Origin of the sequence: Streptomyces sp. NPDC047841 (assembly GCF_040704085.1) — a bacterium.
In the GTDB taxonomy this organism is placed as follows: Bacteria; Actinomycetota; Actinomycetes; order Streptomycetales; family Streptomycetaceae; genus Streptomyces; species Streptomyces argyrophylli.
The window spans coordinates 150,838-174,785 of the sequence record NZ_JBEYRP010000017.1; the positions used below are offsets into that span (position 1 = coordinate 150,838).

Consider the following 23,948-nt stretch of genomic DNA (forward strand, 5'->3'; position numbering starts at 1 on the left):
GGCCTCATCCACGGGATGGGACCGACGGCTGACGGTCACCTGCCCGGCAAACGGGGCACAGCCGGGCCATGGACGGTGACCTGCGACCGGTCCCCCGATCACGCCGGGCTGCCCACGCGGGACCGTCACCCGTGCCCACGGCCTCGCCTTCCCCGAGGTCCGGCCGGTGCCGCCGGAGGCGTGACCGGGCCTCATCCACGGGATGGGACCGACGGCTGACGGTCACCTGCCCGGCAAACGGGGCACAGCCGGGCCATGGACGGTGACCTGCGACCGGTCCCCAATCACGCCGGGCTGCCCACGCGGGACCGTCACCCGTGCCCACGACCTCGCCTTCCCCGAGGTCCGGCCGGTGCCGCCGGAGGCGTGACCGGGCCTCGTCCACGGGATGGGACCGACGGCTGACGGTCCCCGTGGCGCCGCACTCACCGGCTTGGCGGCGGGCAACGGCTGGGGACGGCTCACGTCAGCGCGTCGGCGGTTCCCGCGGTGGTGGCCCACCGGGCGCGCGTGGCACGACCCGCGCGGGCGCCGCGCGGGTCCGCGCGCTTCAGCCACTCCCGGTAGGCCGGCGCCTCCCGGGCCACGGTCCAGTACGCCTCCTCCAACTCCGGGTAGGCCTCGTCGAGTTCGTCCTCGGTGCGGGCCACCAGCAGCAGCCGTACCCCTATCGGGTCGCCCTTCAGCGGGCGGATCGCGAGGTCGGGGCGGGGATGGGCGGTCGGCTGGCTGATCGTGACGACCTCGCCGGTGGCGGCCAGTGAGTACGCGGTGAGGTAGTCGCCGTGCAGCATCTCGGGGTTCAGGCCCGCGGCGCGCAGGACCCGGCTCAGGCCGTCCCACTCGCCGTCGACCGTGGAGTCGACCATCCAGCGGTCGTCGGCCAGATCGGCGAGGCTCACCTCCGGCTGCGACGCGGCCGGATGGTCCGCGGCGAGCGTGACGAACTGCGGTTCGCGCTCGACGAGCACCCGCAGGCTCAGGCCGGGCGGAATGCGCAGCGGGCTGCCCTCGACCTCGTGCACGAACGCCATGTCGAGCCGGCCGGCGGCGACCATTCCCAGCAGGGCGTTGGCGGACACGTTCATCTGGAGCGTCGGGCCGGATCCGGGCCCGCGTGCCCTGAGCAGGCGCAACCAGCTCGGGATGGCCCGGCTCGCGGTGGCGCCGATGCGCAGCCGGAAGCCGCCGGCGGCACGGGCGGCCGCCGCCCTGGTCTCGGTGACGATCGCCGCGAACTCCGCGACCAGGGGCCTGGCCCGGCTCAGCACGGCGAGCCCCAGCGGGGTGGGACGGCAGCCGGTCCGGGTGCGTACGAAGAGCTGAGCACCGAGGGCGCGCTCGATGCGCCGCAGCTGGGTGCTCAACGAAGGCTGCGCCAGGCCGAGTTGCCGTGCGGCTTTGTGCAGACTGCCGGTGTCGGCGATGGCGCACAGGACGCGCAGGTGCCTCACCTCCAGCTCCATGGGGGGAGCGTAAGGCGGCGCACGGCACCGCACCAGATGTTCAAGTGCCAACGAACAGGGACGAGTCGGCCCGCGATAGCCCCGGGCTATCCCCGAATGCCATCATCCCGCGCCCCGTTGGTCTGCCCGAGACTCACTGGCAACCGATCGTTCCACCCCACAGGACGAGAAGGAGCCCCCCATGGCGTCGTTCCGCAGCAGCACCGGCTCGAAGCAGACCAGACGACTGCTGACCCTGGCCCTCGGTCTCGGTCTGGCCTCCGCCGCACTGGGTACCGCGAGCCCGGCGAGCGCCCAGAGCACCGCCCAGGCACCGGCCCGCACCGCCACCGCCGGCTACGTGGGCACGGCCGACAGCGCCGGCAGCAAGGCGTTCTTCGACGCGGTGCTGAAGTCGGTCGCCGAGCGGCAGGCCGACCAGCCCTCGCTGAAGGTGGTGACCGTCTACTACAACGCCTCCCAGGCCCCGAGCTTCCGCTCCCAGATATCGAGCGCCGCCTCCATCTGGAACAGCTCCGTGTCGAACGTCAAGCTCCAGGCGACCTCGGGCGCCGGCGACTTCGCCTACTACGAGGGCAACGACTCGCGCGGGTCCTACGCCTCCACCAACGGCCACGGCAGCGGCTACATCTTCCTGGACTACGCGCAGAACCAGCAGTACGACTCCGTCCGCGTCACCGCCCACGAGACCGGCCACGTGCTGGGCCTGCCCGACCACTACAGCGGACCGTGCAGCGAACTGATGTCGGGCGGCGGCCCCGGCCCGTCCTGCACCAACCGGTACCCGAACGCCACCGAGCGCTCCCGGGTCAACCAGCTGTGGGCCAACGGCCTGGCCAAGGCCCTGGCGAAGGTGAACCACGGCGGCTGATCCCCACACAGCCCTCCCGGTTCACCCCGGTACGGACCGCGGCTCGGTGATGCCGCGGTCCGTACCGCCGTCGTACGGGCCACCGCACCGGGCTCCCAAGGTCACCCCTGCCCCGCCACCGTCCACAGGTAGGCGCCGAGCCGGGCGATGGCCGACGGGTTGCGGGGGCTCTCCACCAGGTCGGCGTAGTCGAGGGCGACGATCCGCCGGTGCCTGATGGCGGAGACGTCGCGCAAGGGGGCGTACGAGAGCAGGAACTGCTTCTTCCGCTCGGCGCTGACGTCGCCGTAGTCGCAGATCACGATGACGTCCGGATCGCGCTCGACGACGGTCTCCCAGCCGGCCGTGGTCCAGGAGTCCGCCACGCCGTGCATGACGTTGACGCCGCCGGCCTCGGTGATGATCTGTTCCGGAGCGGCGTAGCGGCCGGAGGTGAAGGGGGTGTCCCGGCCGCTGTCGTAGAGGAAGACCGAGGGGCGGCCGGCGCCCTTCGGAGCCTTCGCCCGTACGCCGGCGATCTGTTCCTTGAAGCCGTCGACCAGCGCTGCGGCCCGCTCCTCGACGCCGAACAGTCTGCCGAGGTTGGTGAGGTCGGTGTACAGGGCGTCCAGGGGCGGCATGATCCCCCGCGAGGTCTTCGTACGGCCGTTGCGGCAGGACTCGGTGAGCACGTACGAGGGGATGCCGAGCTTGTCCAGGACGTCGGGGGTGAAGCCGCCGTCCTCGCGGAAGCCGTAGTTCCAGCCGGCGACGACGAGGTCGGCGCGGGCGTCCAGGACGTTCTCCTTGGTGAGCTGGTCCTTGGACAGCCAGGGCACCTTGTCGTAACCGTCCTTCCACGGCACGCGGCTCAGGTCGCCCTTGTCGTCGGGCATGGCGAAGCCGGCCATGCGGTCCTCCAGGCCGAGCGCGAACATCAGCTCGGTGATGCCGACGTCGTTGGTGACGACGCGCTCGGGGACCTTGTCGTAGGTCACCTCACGGCCGCAGTTGGTGAGCGTGACGGCGGGGGACCGCGCGTCCCGGGCGGACTCGACGGTGGCGCCGCAGCCGGTGGCGGTCGCGGCGAGACAGAGGGCGGCGGCGAGCAGCGTGCGCATGGTGATCCTCAGGTGGTGGGCGGAAGCCGGTCGAACAGGAGCTGGACGGCGCCGGTCACGGGATGCCGTACCGGGTGTGCCCGGACGCCGAACACCTCGGCGAGCAGGGCGGGTCGCAGGACGTCGAGCGGTGGGCCGGCGGCGACGATCCGGCCCTTGTCGATGACGTACAGGACGTCGCAGTGCGCGGCGGCGAGGTTCAGGTCGTGCAGCGCGGCCAGCACGGTCAGGCCGCTGTCCCGGACCAGGCCGAGCACGTCCAACTGGTGGGCGATGTCGAGGTGGTTGGTGGGTTCGTCCAGGACGAGCACCCGTGGCTGCTGCGCCAGCGCGCGGGCGATGAGGACCCGCTGCTTCTCGCCCCCGGACAGGCCGGGGAACCCCCGGCCGGCGAGGTGGGTGACGCCCGTGCGGTCCATCGCCCGCGCGCAGATCTCGCGGTCCGCGGCGGCCGTACGGCCGCGGTGCGGCAGCCGGCCCATGGCGACCACCTCGGCCACGGTGAAGTCGAACTCGGCCGACGACTCCTGGGGCAGTGCCGCGAGCGACCGGGCGACGGCCCGCGGCTCCATGGCGTGCAGGTCGTCACCGTCCAGCCGCACCACCCCGGCGGCCGGCCGCAGCGCCCGGTACACGGTGCGCAACAGGGTCGACTTGCCGCTGCCGTTGGGGCCGACGAGCCCGGCGAACGTCCCGCTGCCCACGGTGAGGCCGATGTGCTCGACCAGGCGGGTTCCGGCCGCCTCGACCGTGACGTCCTCGATGTCGAGCCGCACGCTCAGCGCCCCCCGAACGCGTAGCCGCCCCGCCGCATCAGCAGCAGGAACGCCGGGACACCGACCACCGCGGTGATGACCCCGACCGGCAGTTCGGCCGGGGCCAGCAGCAGCCGGGACAGCACGTCCGCCCACACCAGCAGCACCGCTCCCGCGAGCGGGGCCACCGCCAGCACCCGGCGGTGGTCGGCACCGACCAGCATGCGCACGACGTGCGGCACCATCAGCCCGACGAACCCGATGGCCCCGCTGACCGCGACGACGGCTCCCGTGACGGCCGCGGTCACCACGAACAGCTCCCGCCGCAGCCGGGGTGGCGGGACACCGAGGGAGGCCGCGGTCTCGTCCCCCATGGCGAGCGCGTTCAGCGCCTCGGCCCGCCGGCGCAGCCACGCCCATCCGGCGACGACGGTCACCGCGGCGAGCGGCACCTGCGCCCAGGTGGCGCCGCCGAGGCTGCCCAGCAGCCACATCATCGCCGACCGGGCCGCCTCGCCCCGGGCCGCGCCGAACACCATGACCGTGGTGACGGCCTCGAAGCCGTACGCCAGCGCGGTGCCCGTCAGGATCAGCCGCAGCGGGGTCAGTCCGTGCGGCGAGCGGGCGACGGCGTAGACCAGGGCCATGGCCGCGAGCGCGGAGGCGAACGCCGACACCGACAGCGCCCACACCCCGAGTCCCGCCAGCGCGCCGAGCAGGATGACGGCGTTGGCGCCCACCGCGGCGCCGGAGGAGATGCCGAGGACGAACGGGTCGGCCAGCGCGTTGCGGACCATGGCCTGGACGGCCACGCCGACGGCCGCGAGCCCCGCCCCGACGACGGCGGCGAGCAGGACCCGGGGCAGCCGGATCTCCCAGACGATGGAGTAGGGGGCCGCGTCGTGCGCGTGCACGGTGCCGCCGGTGAGCCCGGCCCACAGGAAGCGGAGCGCGTCGGCCCAGCCGATTCCGGCGGCGCCGAGCGCGACACCGCACAGGAGCGAGAGCGCCAGCAGCACCGCCAGCCCCAGGCCGAGCGGCAGCGCGGGTATCCGGCGGGGTGCCGTTCTTCGACGCACGGTGGGGCCGTCCTTCGCACGGGCCGCCGCGGGACGTCGAACAGGGACAGCCCGTACGGCCGTGCCGGCCACGCGGCCCCCCTCTCGCAGTCCGCGGCGAGCAGTCAAACGGGTCGCTGACCCCTCCGCGGGCGATCGGGCTCGCGCGAGGACCACAGGGTCCCCGCGCACACCGTTGCGGGTCAGCGCCGGACTCTCACCGGACTTCCCCCACGGGAGGCAAGGCGAGCCTAACAAACCGTCACGAGGGCCCCTCGTGACGGGTGCGCGCTGCTCGGTGCGGCCGGCCGCGATCGGCGTGGCCGCCCGATCCGTACCGGCTCCGGCTCCGGCTCCGGCTCGACCGGCAGCCGGGACACCTCGCCTTCGGGCCGTGCGGCCTGCCGGGCCCTGGTGCGTGCCGGGCGTGGCGACCGAACGGTGACGTCTGTGACCGTTCCGTGCCATTCGGGGCACAACGAAGCGGGCCCGGGGCGGGTCGTACTCCACATGACGGCCGGGAGGAATCCCTCCTCACCGGCATCGAGCGCATCACTCCGCACAGGGGGACACCATGACGATCCGGACGCGGGACATCCGCAATGCTCTGACGGCCCTGGCCACCGGCACCGCCCTCGCCCTGGCGGCGGTCCCGGCGACGGCTGCCGCCCGCACCGCCGACGCACCCGCCTTCCTCGGCCCGGCGGACCTGCCGCCCCACCCGTCGTCGCCCTGGTACGCCGGCCCGGTCACCGCCGGCCGGCCGGACCCGCTGCCGGTCTGCGTCGGCGACGCCCTGCCGTCGACCTCCGTACACCGCGCCTTCCACACGGACCTCGACACCAACGCCTTGCAGGTCACCGTGGTGGAGCGCGACGCACAGCGCGCCGCCGACTTCGCGGCCCTGCTGCGCGAGGACCTCGCGGGCTGCGCGAAGAAGCTCCAGTCGCAGTCCCCGGACATCACGGCGGCGAAGAAGTACTACGGCAAGGTCGAGGTGGCGGCGGGCGCCCACGTCTACGGCATCCACACCACCGCGACGTGGGGCGCCTCCGACATCGCCCTGTTCTCGGTCGGCCGCGAGGGCAGGACCGTCACCGTCGTGAAGTGGTCCCAGATGGGCTCGTTCCGCGACGCCCCGGTCAAGGCGTTCAAGGCCACCACCCGGACGGCGGTGGACAAGCTCTCCTGACCTCCCCGGCCCGCGGAGAGGGCCGGACCGGGCCCACAGGTGCGGACCGCGCCCTCTCCCGGCAAGGTGGTGGAAGGACACATCGCTTTCCACCCGCACGCCGGAACCTCTGTCTCCAGGGAGTACGACCATGGCCAAGGCGAAGCGCACATCAGGCGAGAAGGAACCGTCCAAGGGCGACAAGGTGGCCTGGCGCAGTCACGGAAGCGAGACCGAGGGCACCGTGGAGAAGAAGATCACCGAGCGCACCGAGGCGTCGGGACGCACCGTGGACGCCTCGCCCGAGGACCCGCAGTACGAGGTCCGCAGCGACAAGTCCGGCCGCACGGCCGTGCACAAGCCGTCCGCGCTCAAGCGGAAGAAGTAGGCCCGGTGACGGCCGAGGAGGAGCACCGGGAGATCCGGGACAGCTTTCGCGAACTGGTGAACATGACACCCTCCGCCCTGGAGAAGTGGCTGGCCACCGACGAATCCCGGGCCGCCGGACAGCACAAGGACGGGGGCGAGTCCACCGGGCACGCCTCCGGCCGCGCCATCGTGGACATCCTCCGCAAGAACAAGGGCGACCTCTCGGACACGGACTACGCGCACATGCGCAAAGTGACCGGCTACATCCGCCGCCACCTCGCACAGCGCCCGTCCGGAGACGTACGCGACACACGCTGGCGCCACTCGCTGATGAACTGGGGCCACGACCCCCTGGACGACCGCTGAGTCCCCGGTCCCTGCGGCGCCGGCTCCCCCCTGCCGGCCGGGCGCGCGGAATCGCCGCCGCGGCACGTGCCTACAGTGGAGTGGAGACCCCACCACGGCACCTTCCCGAGCGGAGCAGAGATGTGGCACCCCTCCGCCGGACCGGACGACGGCCCCGACGCCCTGTTCGACCTCGACGCGCTGGACACCGCCGCGCCCGGCACACACGGGACCGGCGGGACCGGCACGGTTCCCGGGCCGGAGCACCGCCCATGGTTCCGTGACTCCCCCGCGGCCCGCCGCCTGCTGCCGGTACGCACCGTCTACGCCGAGCCGGCCGCCGCCTCCTCGGCCCGCGGCCGTCAGATCCTCGCCCGCTTCCCCGAGGCCGAGGTGATCGAGGTGGACTCCCACTGGCGCATCCCGGGGCTGCACGGCAACGAGGGGAACGTCGAGCGCTGGGTGCGGGTGAAGGGGGAGACGCTGGTCCTGGGCGAGAAGAAGACGCTGGTGACGCGGCCCAACGGCCGGTCCGCCGACTGGATCGCCCCCGGCGCCTCCAACGGGTGCGCGATGGCGTGTGCCTACTGCTACGTACCGCGGCGCAAGGGGTACGCCAACCCCATCACCGTCTTCACCAACATCGACGGCGTCATCGCCCACCTGGCACGGCACGTCGCACGGCAGGGCCGGAAACGGGAACCGAACCAGTGCGACGCGTCGGCCTGGGTCTACGACATCGGGGAGAACGGCGACTGCTCGGTGGACGCGCTCATCAGCGACAACACCGCGGATCTTGTCCGCGCCTTCCGCCAGTGGCCGACGGCCAAGGCGTCGTTCGCCACCAAGTTCGTCAACCCCGACCTGCTGGCCCTGGACCCGCGGGGCCGGACGCGCATCCGTTTCTCGCTGATGCCCCCGGCCGACTCGAGGCTGCTGGACCTGCGGACGTCACCGGTCGGCGACCGGATCGCCGCCGCGGCGGACTTCCTGGACGCGGGGTACGAGGTCCACTTCAACCTCTCCCCCGTGGTGGTGCGCCCCGGCTGGCAGGAAGCCTGGACCGAACTGCTGCGGCATCTCGACGACGCTCTGCCCGAGAGGGTCAAACGGCAGGCCGCCGCCGAAGTGATCATGCTCACGCACAACCGGGAGCTGCACGAGGTCAATCTGGGATGGCACCCCCGCGCCGAGGAGGTGCTGTGGCAGCCCGCGCTGCAACAGGGCAAACGCTCGGAGAACGGCGCGCTGAACGTCCGCTACGCCACGCACGTCAAAGCGGAGGCCGTACGCACCCTGAAGGACCTCGTCGCGTCCCACGCCCCCTGGCTGCGCATCCGGTACGCCTTCTGAGGATTCGGGTGGCGCGGCCACATCACCGGCCCGATCGTGGGTACCCCCGCAGAGGAGGTTCTGATGTTCGAGGCATCCGATATCCGTGAGTGGCGAGGACACGACGTCGTCGACCCCAAGGGGCACAAGATCGGCGTCATGGAGTCGATCTACGTGGACACCACCACCGACCAGCCCTTCTTCGCCACGGTGACCGTGGGTCTGCCCACCCGTCGCCGTCTGGCGTTCGTGCCGCTTGTCGGTGCGACGGTCGGTCCTGGCTACCTGAAGGTCGTCCACAGCAAGGACCAGGTCAAGAAGGCCCCGGCGATCGACACCGACGGCGAGCTGCCCGTCGCCGAGGAGCCGGGTGTCTTCTCCCACTACGAGCTGACCTACACACCGGGCGCCGGCGGTGAGCGGCGCCTGGCCCGCCGTTGACCGACGCGCGGAGAACGCCGGGAGATCCGATGAGTCTGTTCCTGTTGCTCGTCCTCGTGGCCGTCGTCCTGGGCATCATCGGCTTCGTCGCCCACGGCCTGTTCTATCTCTTCGTCATCGGCGCCGTCGTGCTCGTCGCCGACCTCGTCCTCGCCGCGGTGCGCCTTCGCCGGGGAGGCAGGAAGCACCGGCTCGCCCGCTGACCGCTTGCGCGCACGCGGCGAAGGTGCCAATACGGCTCGACGGGGCCCCGGCGACGCGCCGAGGCCGCGCCGGGCCGCCCGCCGTTCACCCGGACGGGTCAATCTCGGTGCCGGATCGGCGTCCGGGCGCATGACGGGGCGAGTGCCGGTGAGACATCGGGTATGGAGGAACACGCACCGGACGGCCGCCTGCCCGCTCCGCGTCGCCCTACCGGATCCGACGTCGTGTTCACGGCGGACTTCGCCTCGCAGACGCAGTGGGTCGCGGGCCGTTCGTGGGCCTATCCGGACGGCGGCCCGGTCAACCCGGGCGACGACAAGCTCGACTACCTGGTGGCCGACGCCGATCACAGCCGTTCCGGAGTCTTCCGGGCCACGCGCCGGCCGGACGGCTTGTGGGACACGGGGCTGCTGACCACCGAGGGGAGCGAGGAGGGGTTCACGGTCCGGGCGGGGGACGTGCTGGAGGCCCGCGTCCGGCTGCCCCGGGAGATCGGCGCCTGGCCGGCCATCTGGACCTGGCGGGACGGCGACCAGGAGATCGACGTCTTCGAGTACCACCCGGACCACCCCGACCTGCTGGAACTGACCAACCATGTGCGTGGCGCCGAGCGCTATGTGCGCGACGACGCCGTCGGTCCCGGCGCCTGGGTGGACCTGCGCACCGACTTCGGGCGCCGTTCGGTGGTCTGGTGGCTGAACGGCACGCGCGTGTTCTCGGACGGGCGGGGCGTGGGCCGCGCCTGGCACGCCTACCTGATCGTCAACCTCTCGGTGAGCGCCGGGCGCTACCACCCGCCGCCCGAGGCCGGCACGGCCGAGATCAGCTTCGAGGTGAGCAGTCTCGTCGTACGCCGTCCCGGCCCGGGCGGCGGGAAGGGCGAGGGTCAGCACAGCGGGACCGCCACCGTGGGCGGCCCCGCCGACCGGCACCGCGCCGATGGCCCCGGATGAGGCCGTGCGGCCTGTCTACCGGTCGGAACCGGTCTCCTCGTCGTCCCGCCGGCGCTCCCCCGGCCGCTCCTCGGCCTCCACGCCTCGCAGCGGCTCACCGGCCGCTGTGCCCTCGTCGGGCTGGTAGCCCTCCTTGGCGCCGGCCGTGCCCGGAATCGTCCGGTCGCGGGCCTGGCTCTCGCTGCCCGAGTGCGCTCCGGGCTCCTCCTCGTCGCGGGCCCGGGCGAAGCGGTCGGCGGGCTCGTCGGTGTGTCCCGTCATGGCCGTCCTCCGATCCGTCGTCGGCACGGCCGGGTTCCCGTGGGCCGGCCGGGGAAACGGGAGGGGGGCGGCGCCTCACGGAGGATTACGCAACGCCATTGCGCTACCCCTCCTATTGATGTCCCTCATGAGTGAGCTTGCCTTTCAGCGTGCGCGCAGCCCCGAGGCCAAACAGGTCCGGGAACAGGCGATCCTGGCCGCGGCCCGCACGCTCGCCGGCCGGCAGGGCGTGCGGGACGTCACCCTCACCGACATCGCGGCGGCCGTGGGCATGCACAAATCGGCGTTGCCTGCGCTACTTCGAGACGAGGGAGCAGATCTTCCTCGAACTGACCGCGGAAGGGTGGCGGCAGTGGTCCGCCCACCTGTGCGGCGACCTCGCCGGCCGGCCGCACGCCACCCCCGCCGAGGTCGCCGGGGTCATCGCCGGCACGCTCGCGGCGCGCCCCCTGTTCTGCGACCTGCTCGCCCAGGCGCCCCTGAACCTGGAACGGAACGTGTCGACCGAGTCGGTGCGGTCCTTCAAGCTTCGGACGCTCGGGGAGGTCGAGCGGATCGGCGGCGAGCTGCACCGGCTGCTGGGGCTGACCGAACCGCAGGCCGTGGACACGGTGGCCACCGCGACCGGCATGGCCGGAGCGCTGTGGCAGATGGCCAGCCCGGGGCCGCGCCTGCGGGAGCTGTACGCGAGCGATCCCCGGCTGAGCCATGCCGTCGTCGAGGTGGAACCCCGCCTGAGCCGCGTCCTCACCGCCTACCTCACCGGGCTCGGCGTGCAGTCCGCGGCGGCCGGCTGACCGGGCGCCGCGTCCCGCGCGCGGCGCCCGCGCGGTCAGCCGGCGAGGGTCCGGCGCAGGGCGGCCAGCCCGTCGGTGTAGATGCCGTGGAAGAGGTCGACGGCCTCCTGGTCCGGGACACCGGCGGGGGTGAAGGTGCCGGACCACTCGACGCGGGCGCCGTGGCCGTCGGGCGTCTCGCGCACGGTGAGGGTGGACCGGTAGTCGGTGACCGGGAACGGGGCCCGGACGATGGAGTAGGTGTAGGTGCGCGCCTCATGGTCGAACGCCTCCAGCCGTTCGACGATGACACCGCCCTCCTCGTTCGTCAGGGTGCGCACCCGGCCGCCCTCGCCGAGTTCGCTGCCGGGGATGTACGGCAGCCAGTCGGGCAGCGAGCCGAAGCCGCCGATGAGCTGCCACACGCGCTCGGCGGGCACGGGGACGTCGAGGGACGCGGTGGTGGTGGCCATGGGTTTCTCCTGGGTGGATCAGGTCTGGTACGGGGGACGGTCAGGCGGGCAGCGGGGCGTTGCCGGCGATCAGGCCCTCCTCGCGGAGCGCGGCCCAGAACGCGGCCGGGACCGTCTCGGTGAGCGCGGCGACGTCCTCGGCGACGCGACTGGGGCGGGTGGCGCCGGGGATGGCGGCGGCGGTCGCCGGGTGGGCGAGGGAGAACTGCAGCGCGGCGGCCTTGATGCCGACGCCGTGCCGGGCGGCGAGCGCCTTGATCCGCTCGACCTTGGCGACGATCTCGGCGGGGGCCTGCTGGTACTCGAAGTGCGTGCCGCCGGCGAGGATGCCCGAGCTGTAGGGGCCGCCGACGACGATGTCGACGTTCTGCGCGGCCGCGGCGGGCAGCAGCCGCTGGAGGGCGCGCTCGTGGTCGAGGAGGGTGTAGCGCCCGGCGAGGAGGAACGCGTCCGGCCTGGGCTCGTCCAGGTCGAGGGTCACCTCCAGGGGTTCGACACGGTTGACGCCGAGGCCCCAGCCCTTGATGACGCCTTCGTCGCGCAGCCGGTCCAGGACCCGGAAGGCTCCGGTGCGGGCGGTCTCGTACCGGGCCAGCCACTCGTCGCCGTAGAAGTCCTGGGCGACGTCGTGCACCCAGACGATGTCGAGCCGGTCCGTCCGCAGGCGCTTGAGGCTGTCCTCGACGGAGCGCAGGGTGGCGTCGGCCGAGTAGTCGTTGACCATCTTGTTGGGGCGTCCGTGCTCGAACAGTCCGCCCTTCTCGCCCAGCTCGCGGGCGGCCGGGTCCTCGGCCTCGTCGAGGATGACGCGGCCGACCTTGGTGCTCAGGACGTAGGCGTCGCGGGGCATGCCGGACAGCACCTCGCCCAGGCGGATCTCGCTGAGCCCCGCGCCGTAGAACGGGGCGGTGTCGAAGTAACGGATGCCGTGGTCCCAGGCGGCCTGGACGGTGGCCGCCGCCTCCTCGTCCGGGATGGCGCGGAACATGTTGCCCAGCGGGGCCGTGCCGAAGCCGAGACGTCCGGGAAGCAGGTTCTTGATGCTCATGGAAGGTCTTTCGGTGAGAGTGGTGACGGGTGCCGCGCGGGGTGTCCGGCGGGTCGTCGTCCTTGTGTCACCGAGGCTAGGATCGAGAGGTTGAGACTGTCCAAGACATAGTTGGACAGACTTCAGTCCCCAGAGGTCTTACATGCTTGATCTGCGCCAGCTCACCTATTTCGTCGCCGTGGCCGAGGCCGAACACGTCGGCCGGGCCGCGGAGGCCCTGCACATCTCCCAGTCGCCGCTCAGCCGGCAGATAGCCCAGCTGGAGCAGAAGCTCGGTCTGACGCTCTTCGAGCGCAGTCAGCAGCGGATCCGGCTCACCGCGGACGGCCGGGTCTTCCTCAGCGAGGCCCGCGCGCTGCTGCGGCACGCCGAGCGGCTGGAGAACCTCGGCCGGCGGCTGGGCCGGGGCGAGGAGGGGGGACTGTGTATCGGGTACGTCCCGCACGCCCTGCACACCGGCATCCTGCCCGGCGCGCTGCGCGCCCTCCAGCAGCGCAGCCCCGGCATCCACGTCGCCCTGTACCCGCTGAGCCCCGCCGAGCAGTTCGAGGGTCTGCGGCAGCGCAGCCTGGACATCGCGCTCGTCCACGAGCCGCCCGCCGACGACGATTCCGACCTGTGCTCGGCGCTGCTGCTGGAGGACCCGCTGATGCTCGCGCTCCCCCACGGGCATCCGCTCGCCGCGCAGGAGGTCGTCACCGCCGCCGATCTCGACGGGCAGTCCTGGATCGCCGTGGCGGACTCCCAGCACCCGGCCTGGCGCGACGTCTTCATCGCGGCCTGCGCGGCGTCCGGGTTCACGCCGGACGTGCGGCTGGACGCCGCCGAGCCGCAGACCGCCCTCGGACTCGTCGCCTCCGGACTGGGCCTCGCGCTGATCCAGAAGAGCATGCTCCGAGGCGCCGGCGAAACCATCACCGTACGGGAACTACCCTGGCATGAGGCGTCCGTACGGCTCTGGGCGGCCTGGCACCGGACGGATCTCCGCCCGGTCGTGCCGTCGTTCCGCGAGCTGGTCCTGGGCGGGGCCGCGACCGTGTGAGCAAGCGGGACATGTGTGCCTCCGCCCGGCGCGGGAACCTGGTCCGACCGAGTGCGGCCCTGGTGAGAGGAGTCCCAGGTTGACAGCGTCGACATCGGCGGCGGGCGGTCGGAACGCGGGCGCCCAGGAGGCCGGGTACGAGCCTGATCCGCGCCGGTGGCGCGCCCTGTGGGTCACCCTGGTGGCGGGCTTCATGAGCCTGCTCGACGTGACGATCGTGGCGGTCGCCCTGCCGACCGTCCAACGGGATCTCGGCGCCTCCCCGGCCCAGGTGCAGTGGGTGGTCTCCGGATACGCCCTGACCTTCGCCCTCGCCCTCGTCACCGCCGGCCGTCTCGGCGACGCGCTGGACCGGCGCCGTATCTTCCTGCTGGCCCTCGGCGGTTTCGTGGTCTTCAGCGCGGCGTGCGGAGCGGCCCCCGACATCATGCTGCTGGTGGCGGCCCGTCTCGCCCAGGGCCTGGCGGCCGGCTTCATGGCCCCGCAGAACTCCGCGCTCATCCAGCAGATGTTCCGCGGCGCCGAACGCGGCCGGGCCTTCGGCTTCTTCGGTGCCACCGTCGGCATCTCCTCCGCCGCGGGCCCCATCACCGGCGGTGTCATCCTCGCCCTCGCCTCCGGCGCCCAGGGCTGGCGGTGGATCTTCTACGTCAACGTCCCCATCGGCATCCTCGCCGTCCTCCTCGGCCGCCGCCTGCTGCCGCGCACCCGGCGCTCCGGGCGGGGCCGGGTGGACGTGCCCGGCGTCGTGCTCCTCGGCCTGGGCGTCCTCGCGCTCATGTATCCGCTGGTCCAGGCGGACTCCGGTGGTCTCGGCCGCCTGTGGTGGCTGTTCCCGGCGGGCGCGGCGGTGCTCGTCGTCTTCGTCCAGTGGCAGCGCCGCCTGGTCGCCCGGCACGCCCAGCCGCTGCTCGACCCGCGGCTGTTCAGCACCGTGCGGGGCTACGCGGTCGGCGCCGGCATCGGCACGCTGTACTTCATCGGCTTCAGCGGGGTCTGGCTGGTGTTCGCCCTCTTCTACCAGCACGGCCTCGGTTTCTCCCCGCTCCGCTCCGGTCTCGCCGTGACGCCGTTCGCCCTCGGCTCGGCGAGCGCGGCCGTGGTGTCCGGGCGGCTGGTGGACAGGTACGGCCGGCTGCTTACCGTGTGCGGCCTGACGGGCGTGCTCGCCGGTCTGGGCGGCACCGCGCTGCTGCTCCGTTTCGTGCCCCTGGACGTCGCTCCCTGGGTCGCCGCCCCGGCGCTGTTCCTCGGCGGCGTCGGCGGCGGCTTCGTGGTCTCCCCCAACATCACGATGACCTTGCGGGACGTGCCGGTGCGGATGGCGGGCGCGGCGGGCGGCGCCCTGCAGACCGGGCAGCGGCTGGGCGCCACGCTGGGCACCGCCGCCCTGCCCGGCCTGTTCTACCTGGTGCTCGGCCGCGGCCACGACTACCGGGCCGCCCTCCTGACCGCGCTGTGCGCCGCCCTCGTCGGGATGGCGGCGTCCCTGGCGCTCGCGGCCTTCGACTGGCAGCGGGACCGGCGGCTGAGCGACCCGCACGGGACGTGCCCGGACGAGATCGCCCACGACCCGGTGCACGCCCGGCACACCTGACCGGCCCGCGGTCACGGCACGCGGCAGGGCCATCAGGGTGGCGCCGGGCCGTGTCGGGCTGCCGACGCGCCCCGGGTTGGCCATGCTGGGCCGGAGCGGCACCCAGTGGCGACAAGGAGCACCGCATGCCGACGGACCCGGTCGAACGATTCCTGGCGGCGCTGGACCCCCACCACCGCGAGGCCGTCGGCGCGCGGCCGCGCGAGGAGCAGCAAGCCCTGGCGGCGGCCTGGGAACGGGAACTCGAAGCGGACGACGAGCTGGACACGCTCGACGAGCTGTCCCCGGCGGCGGCGGAGGCCGAGGCGGCCCGCCGCGTCCTGGACCGCGACGCCGGCTAGCACGCTCTCGGCGAACGCCCCGCGTGCGGCCGGGCCGCTGAACTCGGCGGAATCCGCTACGGCAGGCCGCGCGGCCCGGGCGTTAGGGTCGGCCACGTGACACTCTCCATCGAAGAACGAGAGCGGTTTCTCGCGGAGCCCCACATCGGCGCGCTGTCGGTCGTCGAACGGCCGGACCGCGCCCCGCTGACGGTTCCCATCTGGTACCAGTACACGCCGGGTGGCGAGCTGTGGGTGCGCACCGGCCCCGATTCCCGCAAGGCGCGGGCGATCCGTGCCGCGGGGCGCTTCAGCCTGATGGTGCAGCGCACGGAGCCCACCGTGCGCTACGTGTCGGTCGAGGGACCGGTCACCAGGACGGCCCCGGACAGCCACGAGCACTCCTGGGAGATGGCGGCGCGCTACCTGCCCAAGGAGAAGGTCGCCGCGTTCGTCGAGTACGACCGGACCCGGCTCGGCGAGCACTTCCTGGTCTACATGCGGCCCGAGCACTGGATCGCCGCCGACCTGGGGGCCGTCTGACGGCACGGGCCGGCACCGTGCCGTCTCCCCCGCCGGTCCGCGGAGGGTCGTCGTCGGCGGTGCCTGGGGACAGAATCCGGCCATGATCACAGCCGGGACGTCGTGCCCACGGACAGCGGGGAGCGAGGCGGTGTACTCGGCGCCGAGTACACCGCCCGCCCCGGAGGGCACCGTTACAGCGCGCGTTCCAGACGGTCCGCCATCAGCTTCACGAACCGGGCCGGTTCCTTCGGCTGGCCGCCCTCGGCGAGCACCGCCAGACCGTGCAGCAGCTCGGCGGTCTCGGCCAGCTCCGTGCGGTCCTCGCGCTCCTTGTACGCCTGGTTGAGGCCCTTCACCAGCTGGTGGCCGGGGTTGAGTTCCAGGATCCGCTTGGCGCGGGGCACCTCTTGGCCCATGGCGCGGTACATGTTCTCCAGGGCCGGGGTCAGGTCGTGCGCGTCGGAGACGACACAGGCCGGGGAGACGGTGAGCCGGGAGGACAGGCGCACCTCCTTGATGTCCTCGTCCAGTTGCTCCTTCATCCAGCCGAGCAGCCCGGCGTACTCCTCGGTCTGCTTCTCCCGTTCCTCGTCGGCGGTGGTCTCGTCCTCGGCGTCGAGATCGATCTGCCCCTTGGCGACGGACCGCAGCTTCTTGCCCTCGTACTCGCCGACGGCGTCGGCCCACACCTCGTCCACGGGGTCGGTGAGCAGCAGCACCTCGATGCCCCGTTCCCGGAACGCCTCCATGTGCGGGGAGTTCTCGATGCTCTGCCGCGACTCGCCGGTCAGGTAGTAGATGTCCTCCTGACCCTCCTTCATCCGCTCCACGTACCCCTTGAGCGTGGTCGGCTCGGTGTCGTGGTGGGTGCTCGCGAACGACGCGACGGCGAGGAGGGCGTCGCGGTTCTCCGAGTCGGTGACCAGTCCTTCCTTCAGGACCGTGCCGAACTCCCGCCAGAAGGTGGCGTACCGCTCCTGGTCCTTGGTCATCATCTCCTTGACCGTGGACAGGACCTTCTTCGTCAGCCGGCGCCGCATCATCTCGATGTGGCGGTCCTGCTGGAGGATCTCGCGGGAGACGTTGAGCGAGAGGTCGGCGGCGTCGACCACGCCCTTGACGAAGCGGAGGTACGGCGGCAGCAGCGCCTCGCAGTCGTCCATGATGAACACGCGCTTGACGTAGAGCTGCACGCCGCGCTTGAAGTCCCGCGTGAACAAGTCGTGCGGGGCGTGTTCGGGGAGGAACAGCAGGGCCTGGTACTCGAAGGTGCCCTCCGCCTGGAGCCGGATCGTCTCCAGCGGGTCGCGCCAGTCGTGGGCGATGTGCTTGTACAGCTCGTGGTACTCGTCGTCGGACACCTCGTCGCGGGGCCGCGCCCACAGCGCCTTCATCGAGTTGAGCGTCTCCGGCTCCGGCGCCCCGTCGTCCTCGCCGGCCGTGGCGGAGCGCTCGGGCACCATCCGGATGGGCCAGGTGATGAAGTCCGAGTACCGCTTGATGATCTCCCTGATCTTCCAGGGCGAGGTGTAGTCGTGGAGCTGGTTCTCCGGGTCGGCCGGCTTGAGGTGGAGCGTGACCGAGGTGCCCTGCGGCGCGTCGTCCACCCGCTCCAGCGTGTACGTGCCCTCGCCGCGGGACGTCCAGCGGGTGCCCTGGCCCTCGCCGGCGCGCCGGGTCAGCAGGGTGACCTCGTCGGCCACCATGAAGCCGGAGTAGAACCCCACGCCGAACTGGCCGATGAGTCCCTCCTCCCCGGCCGCGTCCTTGGCCTCGCGCAGCTCCCGCAGGAACTCCGCGGTGCCCGAGTTGGCGATCGTGCCGATGAGCTGCCCGACCTCGTCGTACGACATCCCGATGCCGTTGTCCCGCACGGTGAGCGTACGGGCGTCCTTGTCGATGTCGATCTCGATGTGCGGGTCGGACACGTCGGCGTCGAGCGAGTCGTCCCAGAGTTTCTCCAGGCGCAGCTTGTCCAACGCGTCCGAGGCGTTGGAGACGAGCTCCCGCAGGAAGACGTCCTTGTTCGAGTAGACCGAGTGGATCATCAGCTGCAGCAGCTGACGCGCCTCCACCTGGAACTCGAAGGTCTCGGTCGGCATGTTCGCGAATACCTCACAGGTCCTGTCGCCGGAACTGGTGGAGCTACTGTAAAACACCACGTCAGCGCGGTGGCCGGAAGAGCAGGCCGTGGCTGGAAGAGCGGCTGGTGGCCGGATCCGTACCGTTCGGGTCCGCCCCGGCGCCCACGCGCGGCCCGCCGGCGCGCTGCGTGGTCAGTCTCTCACGCTGGGGAACGGCGCCGCCGCACCGGTGCCGTTGCCGGAGCCGGGGCTCATAACCGGCGGCTCGCCGGGTACTCGCCGGGTCCAGGCCCGGCAACGGTCCGGGACCGCCGTCCGTCGAGCGAGGACAACGGAGGTACGGAGATGAGCACGGTCAAGGAAGCGGTGGAGGTCGACGTTCCGCTGCACACCGCCTACAACCAGTGGACGCAGTTCGAGGACTTCCCGAACTTCATGGAAGGCGTCGAGGAGGTCAGGCAGCTGGACGACCGGCACAATCACTGGACCATGAAGGTCGGCGGAGTGCGGCGCGAGTTCGACACCGAGATCGTCGACCAACTGCCCGACGAGCGCATCACCTGGCGCACCACCAGCGGCGACACGAGCCAGAAGGGCACCGTCCGCTTCGAGCGCCTGGACGACATGCACACCAAGGTCGAGCTGGTGATGGATGTCGAGCCCAGCGGAGCCGTGGAGAAGGTGGCGGACCTGATCGGCACGATCGACCGGCGCGTCAAGGGAGACATGAAGCGGTTCAAGCAGTTCATCGAGGAACAGGGCGGGGAGTCCGGTTCCTGGCGCGGCCGGGTCCGGCCCGGGGACAGCGGTTCGTCCCTCTGATCAGGACGCGGCCGTCACGCATACGCCGCCGGGCGCACAGGCTCGGCGGCCGTTTGCTGCCGCGCCGCGCACGCGGGCTCACCGACCGTTCGCCGGGCGCGCCCTGGCTCGCACACTGCCGCCCCACAGCACACGATAGTCACAGGGGACACTCGGACCACGGTCCGTGCTCCGGGCCGTGGGCGGCAGGAGGAGGTCGTGATGACCCGCACCGGCACCGTCGCCGCAGCCCGGATACCCGACACGATCCAGCCGGGCGGTGAGGAATCGGAGAACCACCCCTGGAGGATCCGGCTGGTCAAGCACCCGGAGCGCTTCGAGTCCTCGTTCTTCCAGGCCGCGAAACGCACGGCGCACAAGATCCTGGACGAGATCGACGACGCCGACCTGCCCTACGGGCCCCGGCCCGTGGCGCCCGCGCACTGGGAGATGCACCACGGGGGCAGCCTGTGGGTGAAGACGACGAGCGGCTGGCGGATGTACCGGGCCCGTGCGGGCATCGAGTGGAGCATGCAGTTCTGCGCCGAGCCGTCCAGGATCGACCGGCTGCGCCAGGACGCCGCCGTCCTCGTGGCCGGGTTCCCCGGGACGCTGCCCGCCCTGGCGGAACTCGGTTACGGGGAGGCCGAGGAGTTGCTGCGCACCCCGATCACGGACGCCGACGGTGTCGAGGCGTGGACCGACTCGCTCTTCAATTCCTGCGTACCGCTGAGCCGTTCGGATCACCAGGGCATCCTCCCCGAGGTGCCCGGTGAGCACCACTACCCGTGGCCCGTCAAGGGTGCGGACTTCTTCCGGTACGACGACTTCCAGCTGTGGGTGACCCTGCCCGACGGCACGCACGGCGCCGTGGCACCGGTGGACCGGCGGGGTTCCGGTGACGGGCATGTGCGTCTGGTGCACGCCTCCGAGGGCAGCCAGGCCGCGGACACGCTGGCCGAGGCGCGGGACCGCGGGCTGATGGCGGTGCTGCCGCCGAACAGCTCCGCCGCGCTCCAGGCGTTCGCCGGCCAGATCGGGCCGGGACACCGCACCGCGTCGGGCCCTCTGACGGCTCGCCGGGCCCACGCGCACGGGAACGGACGGGGCGCGCGGGCCCGTTGAGCGGGGCGACACCGGCGTGTGACTCAGTTCGGGTTGTCCCCGTGGGTGAGGGTCTCCCAGGCGACGAAGAGGTTGTTGCTGCCGGCCGGGCGGTTCTGCTCGGTCAGGGCCTGGGTGTTGGTCATGGCGATGCCCAGGCGGTTGTGCAGGGCGTTGTAGCCGACCTCGGTGACCGGGCCCAGCCCACGGTTGACCGACCCGCCGCACAGCCAGCTCGGGACGGCGGCGCCCAGTTCGTACTTGGACTGGAAGCCGAGCGCCTGCCGCAGGCGCTCGCCCACGTCGGTGCCGTACAGGTCCTGCCCCTGGATGCGGCTGGTCTCGGCGACGTGTGAGATGGCCGAGATGCCGTATCCGGTGTGGGTGAAGTCGCGGCAGGTCTCCTGGGTGAGTCCGGTGACGAAGGTGGACTGTCCCTGCCAGTAGGACACGATCTTGTCGCGTGTGTTCAGGTTCTGGCTCGGCACGGTCTTCGGCAGGTCGCCGTCGGAGGCGAGGTACACGTACGCGGCGGTGCGGGTGCGGAACTTCGCCATGGCGGTGTCGTACGACGCCTTGTCCTCCAGGAAGACGGAGATGCCGACGGCCGCCTCCATCATCGACAGCTCCCAGTTGCCGTTGGAGTTCGAGCCGTTGATGATCTCGGGCAGATAGACGTTGCGGAGCATCGTCGCGAACCGGCCGGAGTTGGCCCACGTGCCGGTGTACGTGTACTTGATGATCTCGGCGGCCTTCGGCCAGGAGGATCCCGCCCAGCCCGTCTGCAGCGGGGCGTTGCTGTTGGTGTGGTCCTGGAGCACGGCTGACCAGGCGTCCATCAGCTCGATCGCCTTCTTGGCGTAGCGCTCGTCCCGGGTGATGTACCAGGCGAGCGCGTCGGTGTACGCCGCGATCGCGTCCTCGCGTTCGTCCGTACAGCCGTAGTTGGGGTTGGAGTACGACCCGCACTCGACGACGGCGCGCGGCTGGGGGGTGCGGCTGAGGCTCGCGTACTTGCTGGCCATCATCTGGTCGTACGCGCCCTTCCAGGGCTGTACGCCGGCGAGCACCTTGCCGCGGGCGAAGTCGAGTTGGGCGCGGGAGACGGTGACGCCGGGGTGGGTGAAGGCGGCGGGTGCGGCCTCCGCCCGCTGGCTGCCGGGCCAGGAGAGCAGTCCGGTGGTGAGCAGGGTGGCCGCCGCCGTGAGGGCGAGAGCGGAACGCGGGGAGGTGCGACGGCGCCGAGCGGGTGTGTCCTGCATCTGATCCCGTCCTCGTATGTGAACGAAGTGCGGCTGACTGAACGTCGAGTTGACGAGACCATAGGTACGGACCAGGTGGCCGTCAAGAGTCCGGAAGCGACAACTCCCGTCACACGCAAGCCTCTTCATGTCTTGACGTGATTGGTTCAGACCTCTTACCGTCCCCGGTGCCGGGCGGGCCTTCGCGCGCAGCGTTCGACCCGGCGAGGCCCTCCCTTTCCCTCATCGACGCGAAAGGCAGTGATCTCCTCCCTTGTCCGCGCCCTTCCCCCACCGCGCCCCGCTGTTCAGGACCGTGCTCGCCGCCGCGTTCGCCGTCTCGGCCGGGCTGCTGGCCGCCTCCCCCGCGCAGGCCGCCACCGGCACGATCACCGGCCTGGCCGGCAAGTGCCTCGACGTCGCCGGTGCGAGCTCCGCCGACGGCACCGCCGTACAGCTCTACGACTGCAACGGCACCAACGCCCAGCAGTGGACGGTCGGCGGCGACGGCACCCTCCGTGCCCTCGGCAAGTGCCTCGACGTCACCGGCAACTCCACCGCCGACGGCGCCAAGGCGCAACTGTGGACCTGTACCGGCGGCGCCAACCAGAAGTGGACCGTCACCGCCGCCCACGACATCGTCAACCCGCAGGCCGACAAGTGCCTGGACGTCACCGGCAACAACTCCGCCAACGGCACCCGGACACAGATCTGGAGCTGCACCGGCGCCGCCAACCAGAAGTGGAACGCGCCCGCCGCGCAGCAGCCGTCCGACCAGTGCTGGGCGACGCATTACGGGCCCCAGCCGCCCGGTGCCCTGACGGCCAGCGGCGAGGTCTTCGACAACAACGCCGACACGGCGGCGACCTCCCTCAGCCGCCAGCCGCAACTGCCCTTCGGCACCCGCGTCCAGGTGACCAACGTCGCCAACGGCCGGTCGCTGGTCGTCCGCATCAACGACCGGGGCACCTTCGCGCAGACGCCGCAGGAGCCCAAGTGCCTCGACCTGACCGACGGCGCGTTCAGCCGGCTCGGCGGCAGCCTGAACCCGGACGCCGGGCACATCACCGTCACCCAGACCGTCCTCAACTGACCTGCCGACACGCGGAGTCACCGGCCGGCGTCGTGCGCCGGCCCCGCGCCTCCGCGCATCCCCCCTCGCAGTACGCCCCGTGAACTGGAGCGCATCCCCCATGAATGTCCCGTACTTCGGACGGATACCGATGACACGCGTGCACCCCGGACGGATGCTGGCCGCCTCCGTCGCCGCCTGCCTCGCCGTGCTGTTCGCCATCACCCCGGCCCGGGCCGCCGACGGACAGATCACCGGCCTCGCCGGCAAGTGCGTCGACGTGGCGGGCGCGAACAGCGCCAACGGCACCGCCGTACAGCTCTACGACTGCAACGGCACCAACGCCCAGCGGTGGTCCAACGCCGGTGACGGCACCCTGCGGGCGCTCGGCAAGTGCCTGGACGTCGTCGACCGCGGCACGGCCGACGGAACCGCCGTACAGCTGTGGGACTGCTCCGGCGGTGCCAACCAGCAGTGGGTGGTCACCGCCGCGCACGACATCGTCAACCCGGCCGCGAACAAGTGCCTGGACGTGCGGGACAACACCTCCGCCAACGGCACCCGCCTGCAGATCTGGAGCTGCACCGGCGGGGCGAACCAGAAGTGGAACGCGCCGGCGAGCGGCGGGGGCAGTACCACGCCTTCCGGGTTCGTCGTCTCCGAGGCCCAGTTCAACCAGATGTTCCCGAACCGGAACCCCTTCTACACCTACAGCGGTCTCACCGCCGCCCTCAGCGCCTACCCGGGCTTCGCGAACACCGGCAGCGACACCGTGAAGAAGCAGGAGGCCGCCGCCTTTCTCGCCAACGTCAGCCACGAGACCGGCGGGCTCGTGTACGTGGTGGAGCAGAACACCGCCAACTACCCGCACTACTGCGACCCGAGCCAGCCGTACGGCTGCCCGGCGGGCCAGGCGGCCTACTACGGGCGCGGCCCCATCCAGCTGTCCTGGAACTTCAACTACAAGGCCGCCGGTGACGCGCTCCACATCGACCTGCTCAACAACCCCTGGCTGGTGCAGAACGACTCCGCCGTCGCCTGGAAGACCGGCCTGTGGTACTGGAACACCCAGTCCGGGCCCGGCACGATGACCCCGCACAACGCCATGGTCAACGGTGCCGGCTTCGGCCAGACCATCCGCTCCATCAACGGCTCCCTGGAATGCGACGGCAAGAACCCCGCCCAGGTCCAGAGCCGCGTCGACGCCTACCAGAGGTTCACCCAGATCCTCGGCGTCAGCCCGGGTGGCAACCTGTACTGCTGACACACCCTCAGTGCACCCCTGGCGCACGGACCGGCACCGACCGGGGCCCAGCGCCAGGGGTTTTCTCGTCGCTCCACCGGGTTCCGCGATCCAGCCGGACCAGCCGGACCGGCCGGACCAGCCGGACCGGCCGGAGGCGAACCCTTTCACCTGCCACGTCCAGCCACCGAGGCCCTAGACATCCGATGTGTTGCTCATCTTGACCAGGTTGCTCCCCCGTCCAGACGATTGACAGGTGCACGCAAGGTACCTAGGTTCGCCGATACACCCGATGT

General features: G+C 71.8%; 25 protein-coding genes, 2 pseudogenes and 1 riboswitch. Of the genes and pseudogenes, 18 read left to right on the plus strand and 9 right to left on the minus strand.

Going from position 1 to position 23,948, the window contains the following annotated elements; genetic code table 11:
* Nucleotides 1-461: 461 nt before the first annotated feature.
* Nucleotides 462-1,466 (minus strand): LysR family transcriptional regulator, encoded by a 1,005-nt coding sequence (locus AB0947_RS28410; protein WP_366753168.1) that lies wholly within the window; start codon nt 1,464-1,466, stop codon nt 462-464.
* Between the two features lie 181 nt (nt 1,467-1,647).
* On the opposite strand from AB0947_RS28410, the gene snpA reads away from it, so the two are divergent.
* The gene (gene snpA, locus AB0947_RS28415) at nt 1,648-2,337 is read left to right on the plus strand and encodes a snapalysin (RefSeq protein WP_366753169.1); all 690 of its coding nucleotides are present in this window, start codon (nt 1,648-1,650) and stop codon (nt 2,335-2,337) included.
* A gap of 101 nt (nt 2,338-2,438) precedes the next feature.
* Here the strand turns inward: snpA and AB0947_RS28420 are convergent, their stop codons facing one another.
* The 3 genes from AB0947_RS28420 to AB0947_RS28430 are packed head-to-tail and all read right to left on the minus strand — an operon-like array spanning nt 2,439 to nt 5,271.
* Nucleotides 2,439-3,437, minus strand: a complete 999-nt coding sequence (locus AB0947_RS28420; RefSeq protein WP_366753170.1) for an ABC transporter substrate-binding protein — start codon at nt 3,435-3,437, stop codon at nt 2,439-2,441.
* 8 nt (nt 3,438-3,445) lie between these two features.
* Nucleotides 3,446-4,213, minus strand: coding sequence for an ABC transporter ATP-binding protein (locus AB0947_RS28425; protein WP_366753171.1), 768 nt, complete (start codon nt 4,211-4,213; stop codon nt 3,446-3,448).
* A gap of 2 nt (nt 4,214-4,215) precedes the next feature.
* A complete protein-coding gene (locus AB0947_RS28430; RefSeq protein WP_366753172.1) occupies nt 4,216-5,271 on the minus strand; it encodes an iron ABC transporter permease in 1,056 nt (351 codons plus the stop codon).
* Between the two features lie 129 nt (nt 5,272-5,400).
* Nucleotides 5,401-5,482: riboswitch (cobalamin riboswitch) on the minus strand.
* A 342-nt stretch (nt 5,483-5,824) separates the two neighbouring features.
* Here AB0947_RS28430 and AB0947_RS28435 point away from each other — a divergent pair.
* The 7 genes from AB0947_RS28435 to AB0947_RS28465 all read left to right on the plus strand — a co-directional run bounded on the left by AB0947_RS28435 (nt 5,825) and on the right by AB0947_RS28465 (nt 10,065).
* Nucleotides 5,825-6,442 carry a hypothetical protein gene (locus AB0947_RS28435; RefSeq protein ID WP_366753173.1) on the plus strand — a complete coding sequence of 206 codons (618 nt, stop codon included), beginning with the start codon at nt 5,825-5,827 and terminating at the stop codon, nt 6,440-6,442.
* 130 nt (nt 6,443-6,572) lie between these two features.
* Nucleotides 6,573-6,809 carry a DUF2945 domain-containing protein gene (locus AB0947_RS28440; protein ID WP_366753174.1) on the plus strand — a complete coding sequence of 79 codons (237 nt, stop codon included), beginning with the start codon at nt 6,573-6,575 and terminating at the stop codon, nt 6,807-6,809.
* A gap of 5 nt (nt 6,810-6,814) precedes the next feature.
* Nucleotides 6,815-7,156 carry a DUF3140 domain-containing protein gene (locus tag AB0947_RS28445; protein WP_366753175.1) on the plus strand — a complete coding sequence of 114 codons (342 nt, stop codon included), beginning with the start codon at nt 6,815-6,817 and terminating at the stop codon, nt 7,154-7,156.
* Nucleotides 7,157-7,276: 120 nt separating this feature from the next.
* On the plus strand, nt 7,277-8,488 hold the full coding sequence (locus AB0947_RS28450) for a spore photoproduct lyase family protein (protein ID WP_366753176.1): 1,212 nt from the start codon (nt 7,277-7,279) through the stop codon (nt 8,486-8,488).
* 63 nt (nt 8,489-8,551) lie between these two features.
* Nucleotides 8,552-8,908, plus strand: a complete 357-nt coding sequence (locus tag AB0947_RS28455; protein WP_366753177.1) for a PRC-barrel domain-containing protein — start codon at nt 8,552-8,554, stop codon at nt 8,906-8,908.
* Between the two features lie 29 nt (nt 8,909-8,937).
* Nucleotides 8,938-9,111: a hypothetical protein gene (locus AB0947_RS28460; protein ID WP_366753178.1), complete on the plus strand. Its 174-nt coding sequence runs from the start codon at nt 8,938-8,940 to the stop codon at nt 9,109-9,111.
* A 162-nt stretch (nt 9,112-9,273) separates the two neighbouring features.
* Nucleotides 9,274-10,065 (plus strand): beta-glucanase, encoded by a 792-nt coding sequence (locus tag AB0947_RS28465; protein WP_366753179.1) that lies wholly within the window; start codon nt 9,274-9,276, stop codon nt 10,063-10,065.
* Between the two features lie 15 nt (nt 10,066-10,080).
* Here AB0947_RS28465 and AB0947_RS28470 read toward each other — a convergent pair whose 3' ends face one another.
* On the minus strand, nt 10,081-10,326 hold the full coding sequence (locus AB0947_RS28470) for a hypothetical protein (protein ID WP_366753180.1): 246 nt from the start codon (nt 10,324-10,326) through the stop codon (nt 10,081-10,083).
* Between the two features lie 127 nt (nt 10,327-10,453).
* On the opposite strand from AB0947_RS28470, the pseudogene AB0947_RS28475 reads away from it, so the two are divergent.
* A pseudogene (locus tag AB0947_RS28475) lies at nt 10,454-11,123 on the plus strand (TetR family transcriptional regulator).
* 35 nt (nt 11,124-11,158) lie between these two features.
* On the opposite strand, the gene AB0947_RS28480 reads toward AB0947_RS28475, so the two are convergent.
* Both AB0947_RS28480 and AB0947_RS28485 read right to left on the minus strand, forming a co-directional pair.
* On the minus strand, nt 11,159-11,575 hold the full coding sequence (locus tag AB0947_RS28480) for an SRPBCC family protein (protein WP_366753181.1): 417 nt from the start codon (nt 11,573-11,575) through the stop codon (nt 11,159-11,161).
* A gap of 40 nt (nt 11,576-11,615) precedes the next feature.
* Nucleotides 11,616-12,623, minus strand: a complete 1,008-nt coding sequence (locus AB0947_RS28485) for an aldo/keto reductase (RefSeq protein ID WP_366753182.1) — start codon at nt 12,621-12,623, stop codon at nt 11,616-11,618.
* A gap of 142 nt (nt 12,624-12,765) precedes the next feature.
* Between AB0947_RS28485 and AB0947_RS28490 the strand changes: the two genes are divergently transcribed.
* The 4 genes from AB0947_RS28490 to AB0947_RS28505 all read left to right on the plus strand — a co-directional run bounded on the left by AB0947_RS28490 (nt 12,766) and on the right by AB0947_RS28505 (nt 16,125).
* A complete protein-coding gene (locus tag AB0947_RS28490; protein WP_366753183.1) occupies nt 12,766-13,665 on the plus strand; it encodes a LysR substrate-binding domain-containing protein in 900 nt (299 codons plus the stop codon).
* 79 nt (nt 13,666-13,744) lie between these two features.
* Nucleotides 13,745-15,262, plus strand: a complete 1,518-nt coding sequence (locus AB0947_RS28495; protein WP_366753184.1) for an MFS transporter — start codon at nt 13,745-13,747, stop codon at nt 15,260-15,262.
* A 125-nt stretch (nt 15,263-15,387) separates the two neighbouring features.
* Nucleotides 15,388-15,603 carry a hypothetical protein gene (locus AB0947_RS28500; protein ID WP_366753185.1) on the plus strand — a complete coding sequence of 72 codons (216 nt, stop codon included), beginning with the start codon at nt 15,388-15,390 and terminating at the stop codon, nt 15,601-15,603.
* A gap of 96 nt (nt 15,604-15,699) precedes the next feature.
* Nucleotides 15,700-16,125: a pyridoxamine 5'-phosphate oxidase family protein gene (locus AB0947_RS28505; protein WP_366753186.1), complete on the plus strand. Its 426-nt coding sequence runs from the start codon at nt 15,700-15,702 to the stop codon at nt 16,123-16,125.
* A gap of 173 nt (nt 16,126-16,298) precedes the next feature.
* On the opposite strand, the gene htpG is transcribed toward AB0947_RS28505, so the two are convergent.
* Nucleotides 16,299-18,209, minus strand: a complete 1,911-nt coding sequence (gene htpG, locus AB0947_RS28510) for a molecular chaperone HtpG (protein WP_366753187.1) — start codon at nt 18,207-18,209, stop codon at nt 16,299-16,301.
* A 327-nt stretch (nt 18,210-18,536) separates the two neighbouring features.
* Between htpG and AB0947_RS28515 the strand changes: the two genes are divergently transcribed.
* Together AB0947_RS28515 and AB0947_RS28520 are read left to right on the plus strand one after the other, a co-directional pair.
* Entirely contained in the window at nt 18,537-19,013 is a 477-nt protein-coding gene (locus tag AB0947_RS28515; RefSeq protein WP_366753188.1) for an SRPBCC family protein, read from the plus strand.
* A gap of 201 nt (nt 19,014-19,214) precedes the next feature.
* Complete coding sequence (locus AB0947_RS28520; RefSeq protein ID WP_366753189.1) at nt 19,215-20,117, plus strand: DUF6424 family protein; 903 nt, start codon at nt 19,215-19,217, stop codon at nt 20,115-20,117.
* 23 nt (nt 20,118-20,140) lie between these two features.
* Here the strand turns inward: AB0947_RS28520 and AB0947_RS28525 are convergent, their stop codons facing one another.
* The gene (locus AB0947_RS28525) at nt 20,141-21,358 is read right to left on the minus strand and encodes an alginate lyase family protein (RefSeq protein ID WP_366753190.1); all 1,218 of its coding nucleotides are present in this window, start codon (nt 21,356-21,358) and stop codon (nt 20,141-20,143) included.
* A gap of 283 nt (nt 21,359-21,641) precedes the next feature.
* Between AB0947_RS28525 and AB0947_RS28530 the strand changes: the two are divergent.
* From AB0947_RS28530 to AB0947_RS28540, 3 genes and pseudogenes are all read left to right on the plus strand, one after another.
* Nucleotides 21,642-22,097: pseudogene (locus tag AB0947_RS28530) on the plus strand (lectin); the annotation flags it as partial.
* A gap of 57 nt (nt 22,098-22,154) precedes the next feature.
* Nucleotides 22,155-22,430 (plus strand): septal ring lytic transglycosylase RlpA family protein, encoded by a 276-nt coding sequence (locus AB0947_RS28535; protein WP_366753253.1) that lies wholly within the window; start codon nt 22,155-22,157, stop codon nt 22,428-22,430.
* 130 nt (nt 22,431-22,560) lie between these two features.
* On the plus strand, nt 22,561-23,673 hold the full coding sequence (locus tag AB0947_RS28540; RefSeq protein WP_366753191.1) for a glycoside hydrolase family 19 protein: 1,113 nt from the start codon (nt 22,561-22,563) through the stop codon (nt 23,671-23,673).
* The last annotated feature ends 275 nt before the right edge of the window (nt 23,674-23,948 follow it).

What these genes read in the sequence shown, in the direction of transcription:
- AB0947_RS28515 (WP_366753188.1), top strand. Translation starts at nt 18,537, where the DNA reads ATGAGCACGGTCAAGGAAGCGGTGGAGGTCGACGTTCCGCTGCACACC.
- AB0947_RS28465 (WP_366753179.1), top strand. Translation starts at nt 9,274, where the DNA reads ATGGAGGAACACGCACCGGACGGCCGCCTGCCCGCTCCGCGTCGCCCT.
- AB0947_RS28520 (WP_366753189.1), top strand. Translation starts at nt 19,215, where the DNA reads ATGACCCGCACCGGCACCGTCGCCGCAGCCCGGATACCCGACACGATC.
- AB0947_RS28525 (WP_366753190.1), bottom strand. Translation starts at nt 21,358, where the DNA reads ATGCAGGACACACCCGCTCGGCGCCGTCGCACCTCCCCGCGTTCCGCT.
- AB0947_RS28500 (WP_366753185.1), top strand. Translation starts at nt 15,388, where the DNA reads ATGCCGACGGACCCGGTCGAACGATTCCTGGCGGCGCTGGACCCCCAC.
- AB0947_RS28450 (WP_366753176.1), top strand. Translation starts at nt 7,277, where the DNA reads ATGTGGCACCCCTCCGCCGGACCGGACGACGGCCCCGACGCCCTGTTC.
- AB0947_RS28440 (WP_366753174.1), top strand. Translation starts at nt 6,573, where the DNA reads ATGGCCAAGGCGAAGCGCACATCAGGCGAGAAGGAACCGTCCAAGGGC.
- AB0947_RS28460 (WP_366753178.1), top strand. Translation starts at nt 8,938, where the DNA reads ATGAGTCTGTTCCTGTTGCTCGTCCTCGTGGCCGTCGTCCTGGGCATC.
- AB0947_RS28490 (WP_366753183.1), top strand. Translation starts at nt 12,766, where the DNA reads ATGCTTGATCTGCGCCAGCTCACCTATTTCGTCGCCGTGGCCGAGGCC.
- AB0947_RS28470 (WP_366753180.1), bottom strand. Translation starts at nt 10,326, where the DNA reads ATGACGGGACACACCGACGAGCCCGCCGACCGCTTCGCCCGGGCCCGC.
- AB0947_RS28540 (WP_366753191.1), top strand. Translation starts at nt 22,561, where the DNA reads ATGACACGCGTGCACCCCGGACGGATGCTGGCCGCCTCCGTCGCCGCC.
- AB0947_RS28410 (WP_366753168.1), bottom strand. Translation starts at nt 1,466, where the DNA reads ATGGAGCTGGAGGTGAGGCACCTGCGCGTCCTGTGCGCCATCGCCGAC.
- AB0947_RS28420 (WP_366753170.1), bottom strand. Translation starts at nt 3,437, where the DNA reads ATGCGCACGCTGCTCGCCGCCGCCCTCTGTCTCGCCGCGACCGCCACC.
- AB0947_RS28485 (WP_366753182.1), bottom strand. Translation starts at nt 12,623, where the DNA reads ATGAGCATCAAGAACCTGCTTCCCGGACGTCTCGGCTTCGGCACGGCC.
- AB0947_RS28480 (WP_366753181.1), bottom strand. Translation starts at nt 11,575, where the DNA reads ATGGCCACCACCACCGCGTCCCTCGACGTCCCCGTGCCCGCCGAGCGC.
- snpA (WP_366753169.1), top strand. Translation starts at nt 1,648, where the DNA reads ATGGCGTCGTTCCGCAGCAGCACCGGCTCGAAGCAGACCAGACGACTG.
- AB0947_RS28455 (WP_366753177.1), top strand. Translation starts at nt 8,552, where the DNA reads ATGTTCGAGGCATCCGATATCCGTGAGTGGCGAGGACACGACGTCGTC.
- AB0947_RS28435 (WP_366753173.1), top strand. Translation starts at nt 5,825, where the DNA reads ATGACGATCCGGACGCGGGACATCCGCAATGCTCTGACGGCCCTGGCC.
- htpG (WP_366753187.1), bottom strand. Translation starts at nt 18,209, where the DNA reads ATGCCGACCGAGACCTTCGAGTTCCAGGTGGAGGCGCGTCAGCTGCTG.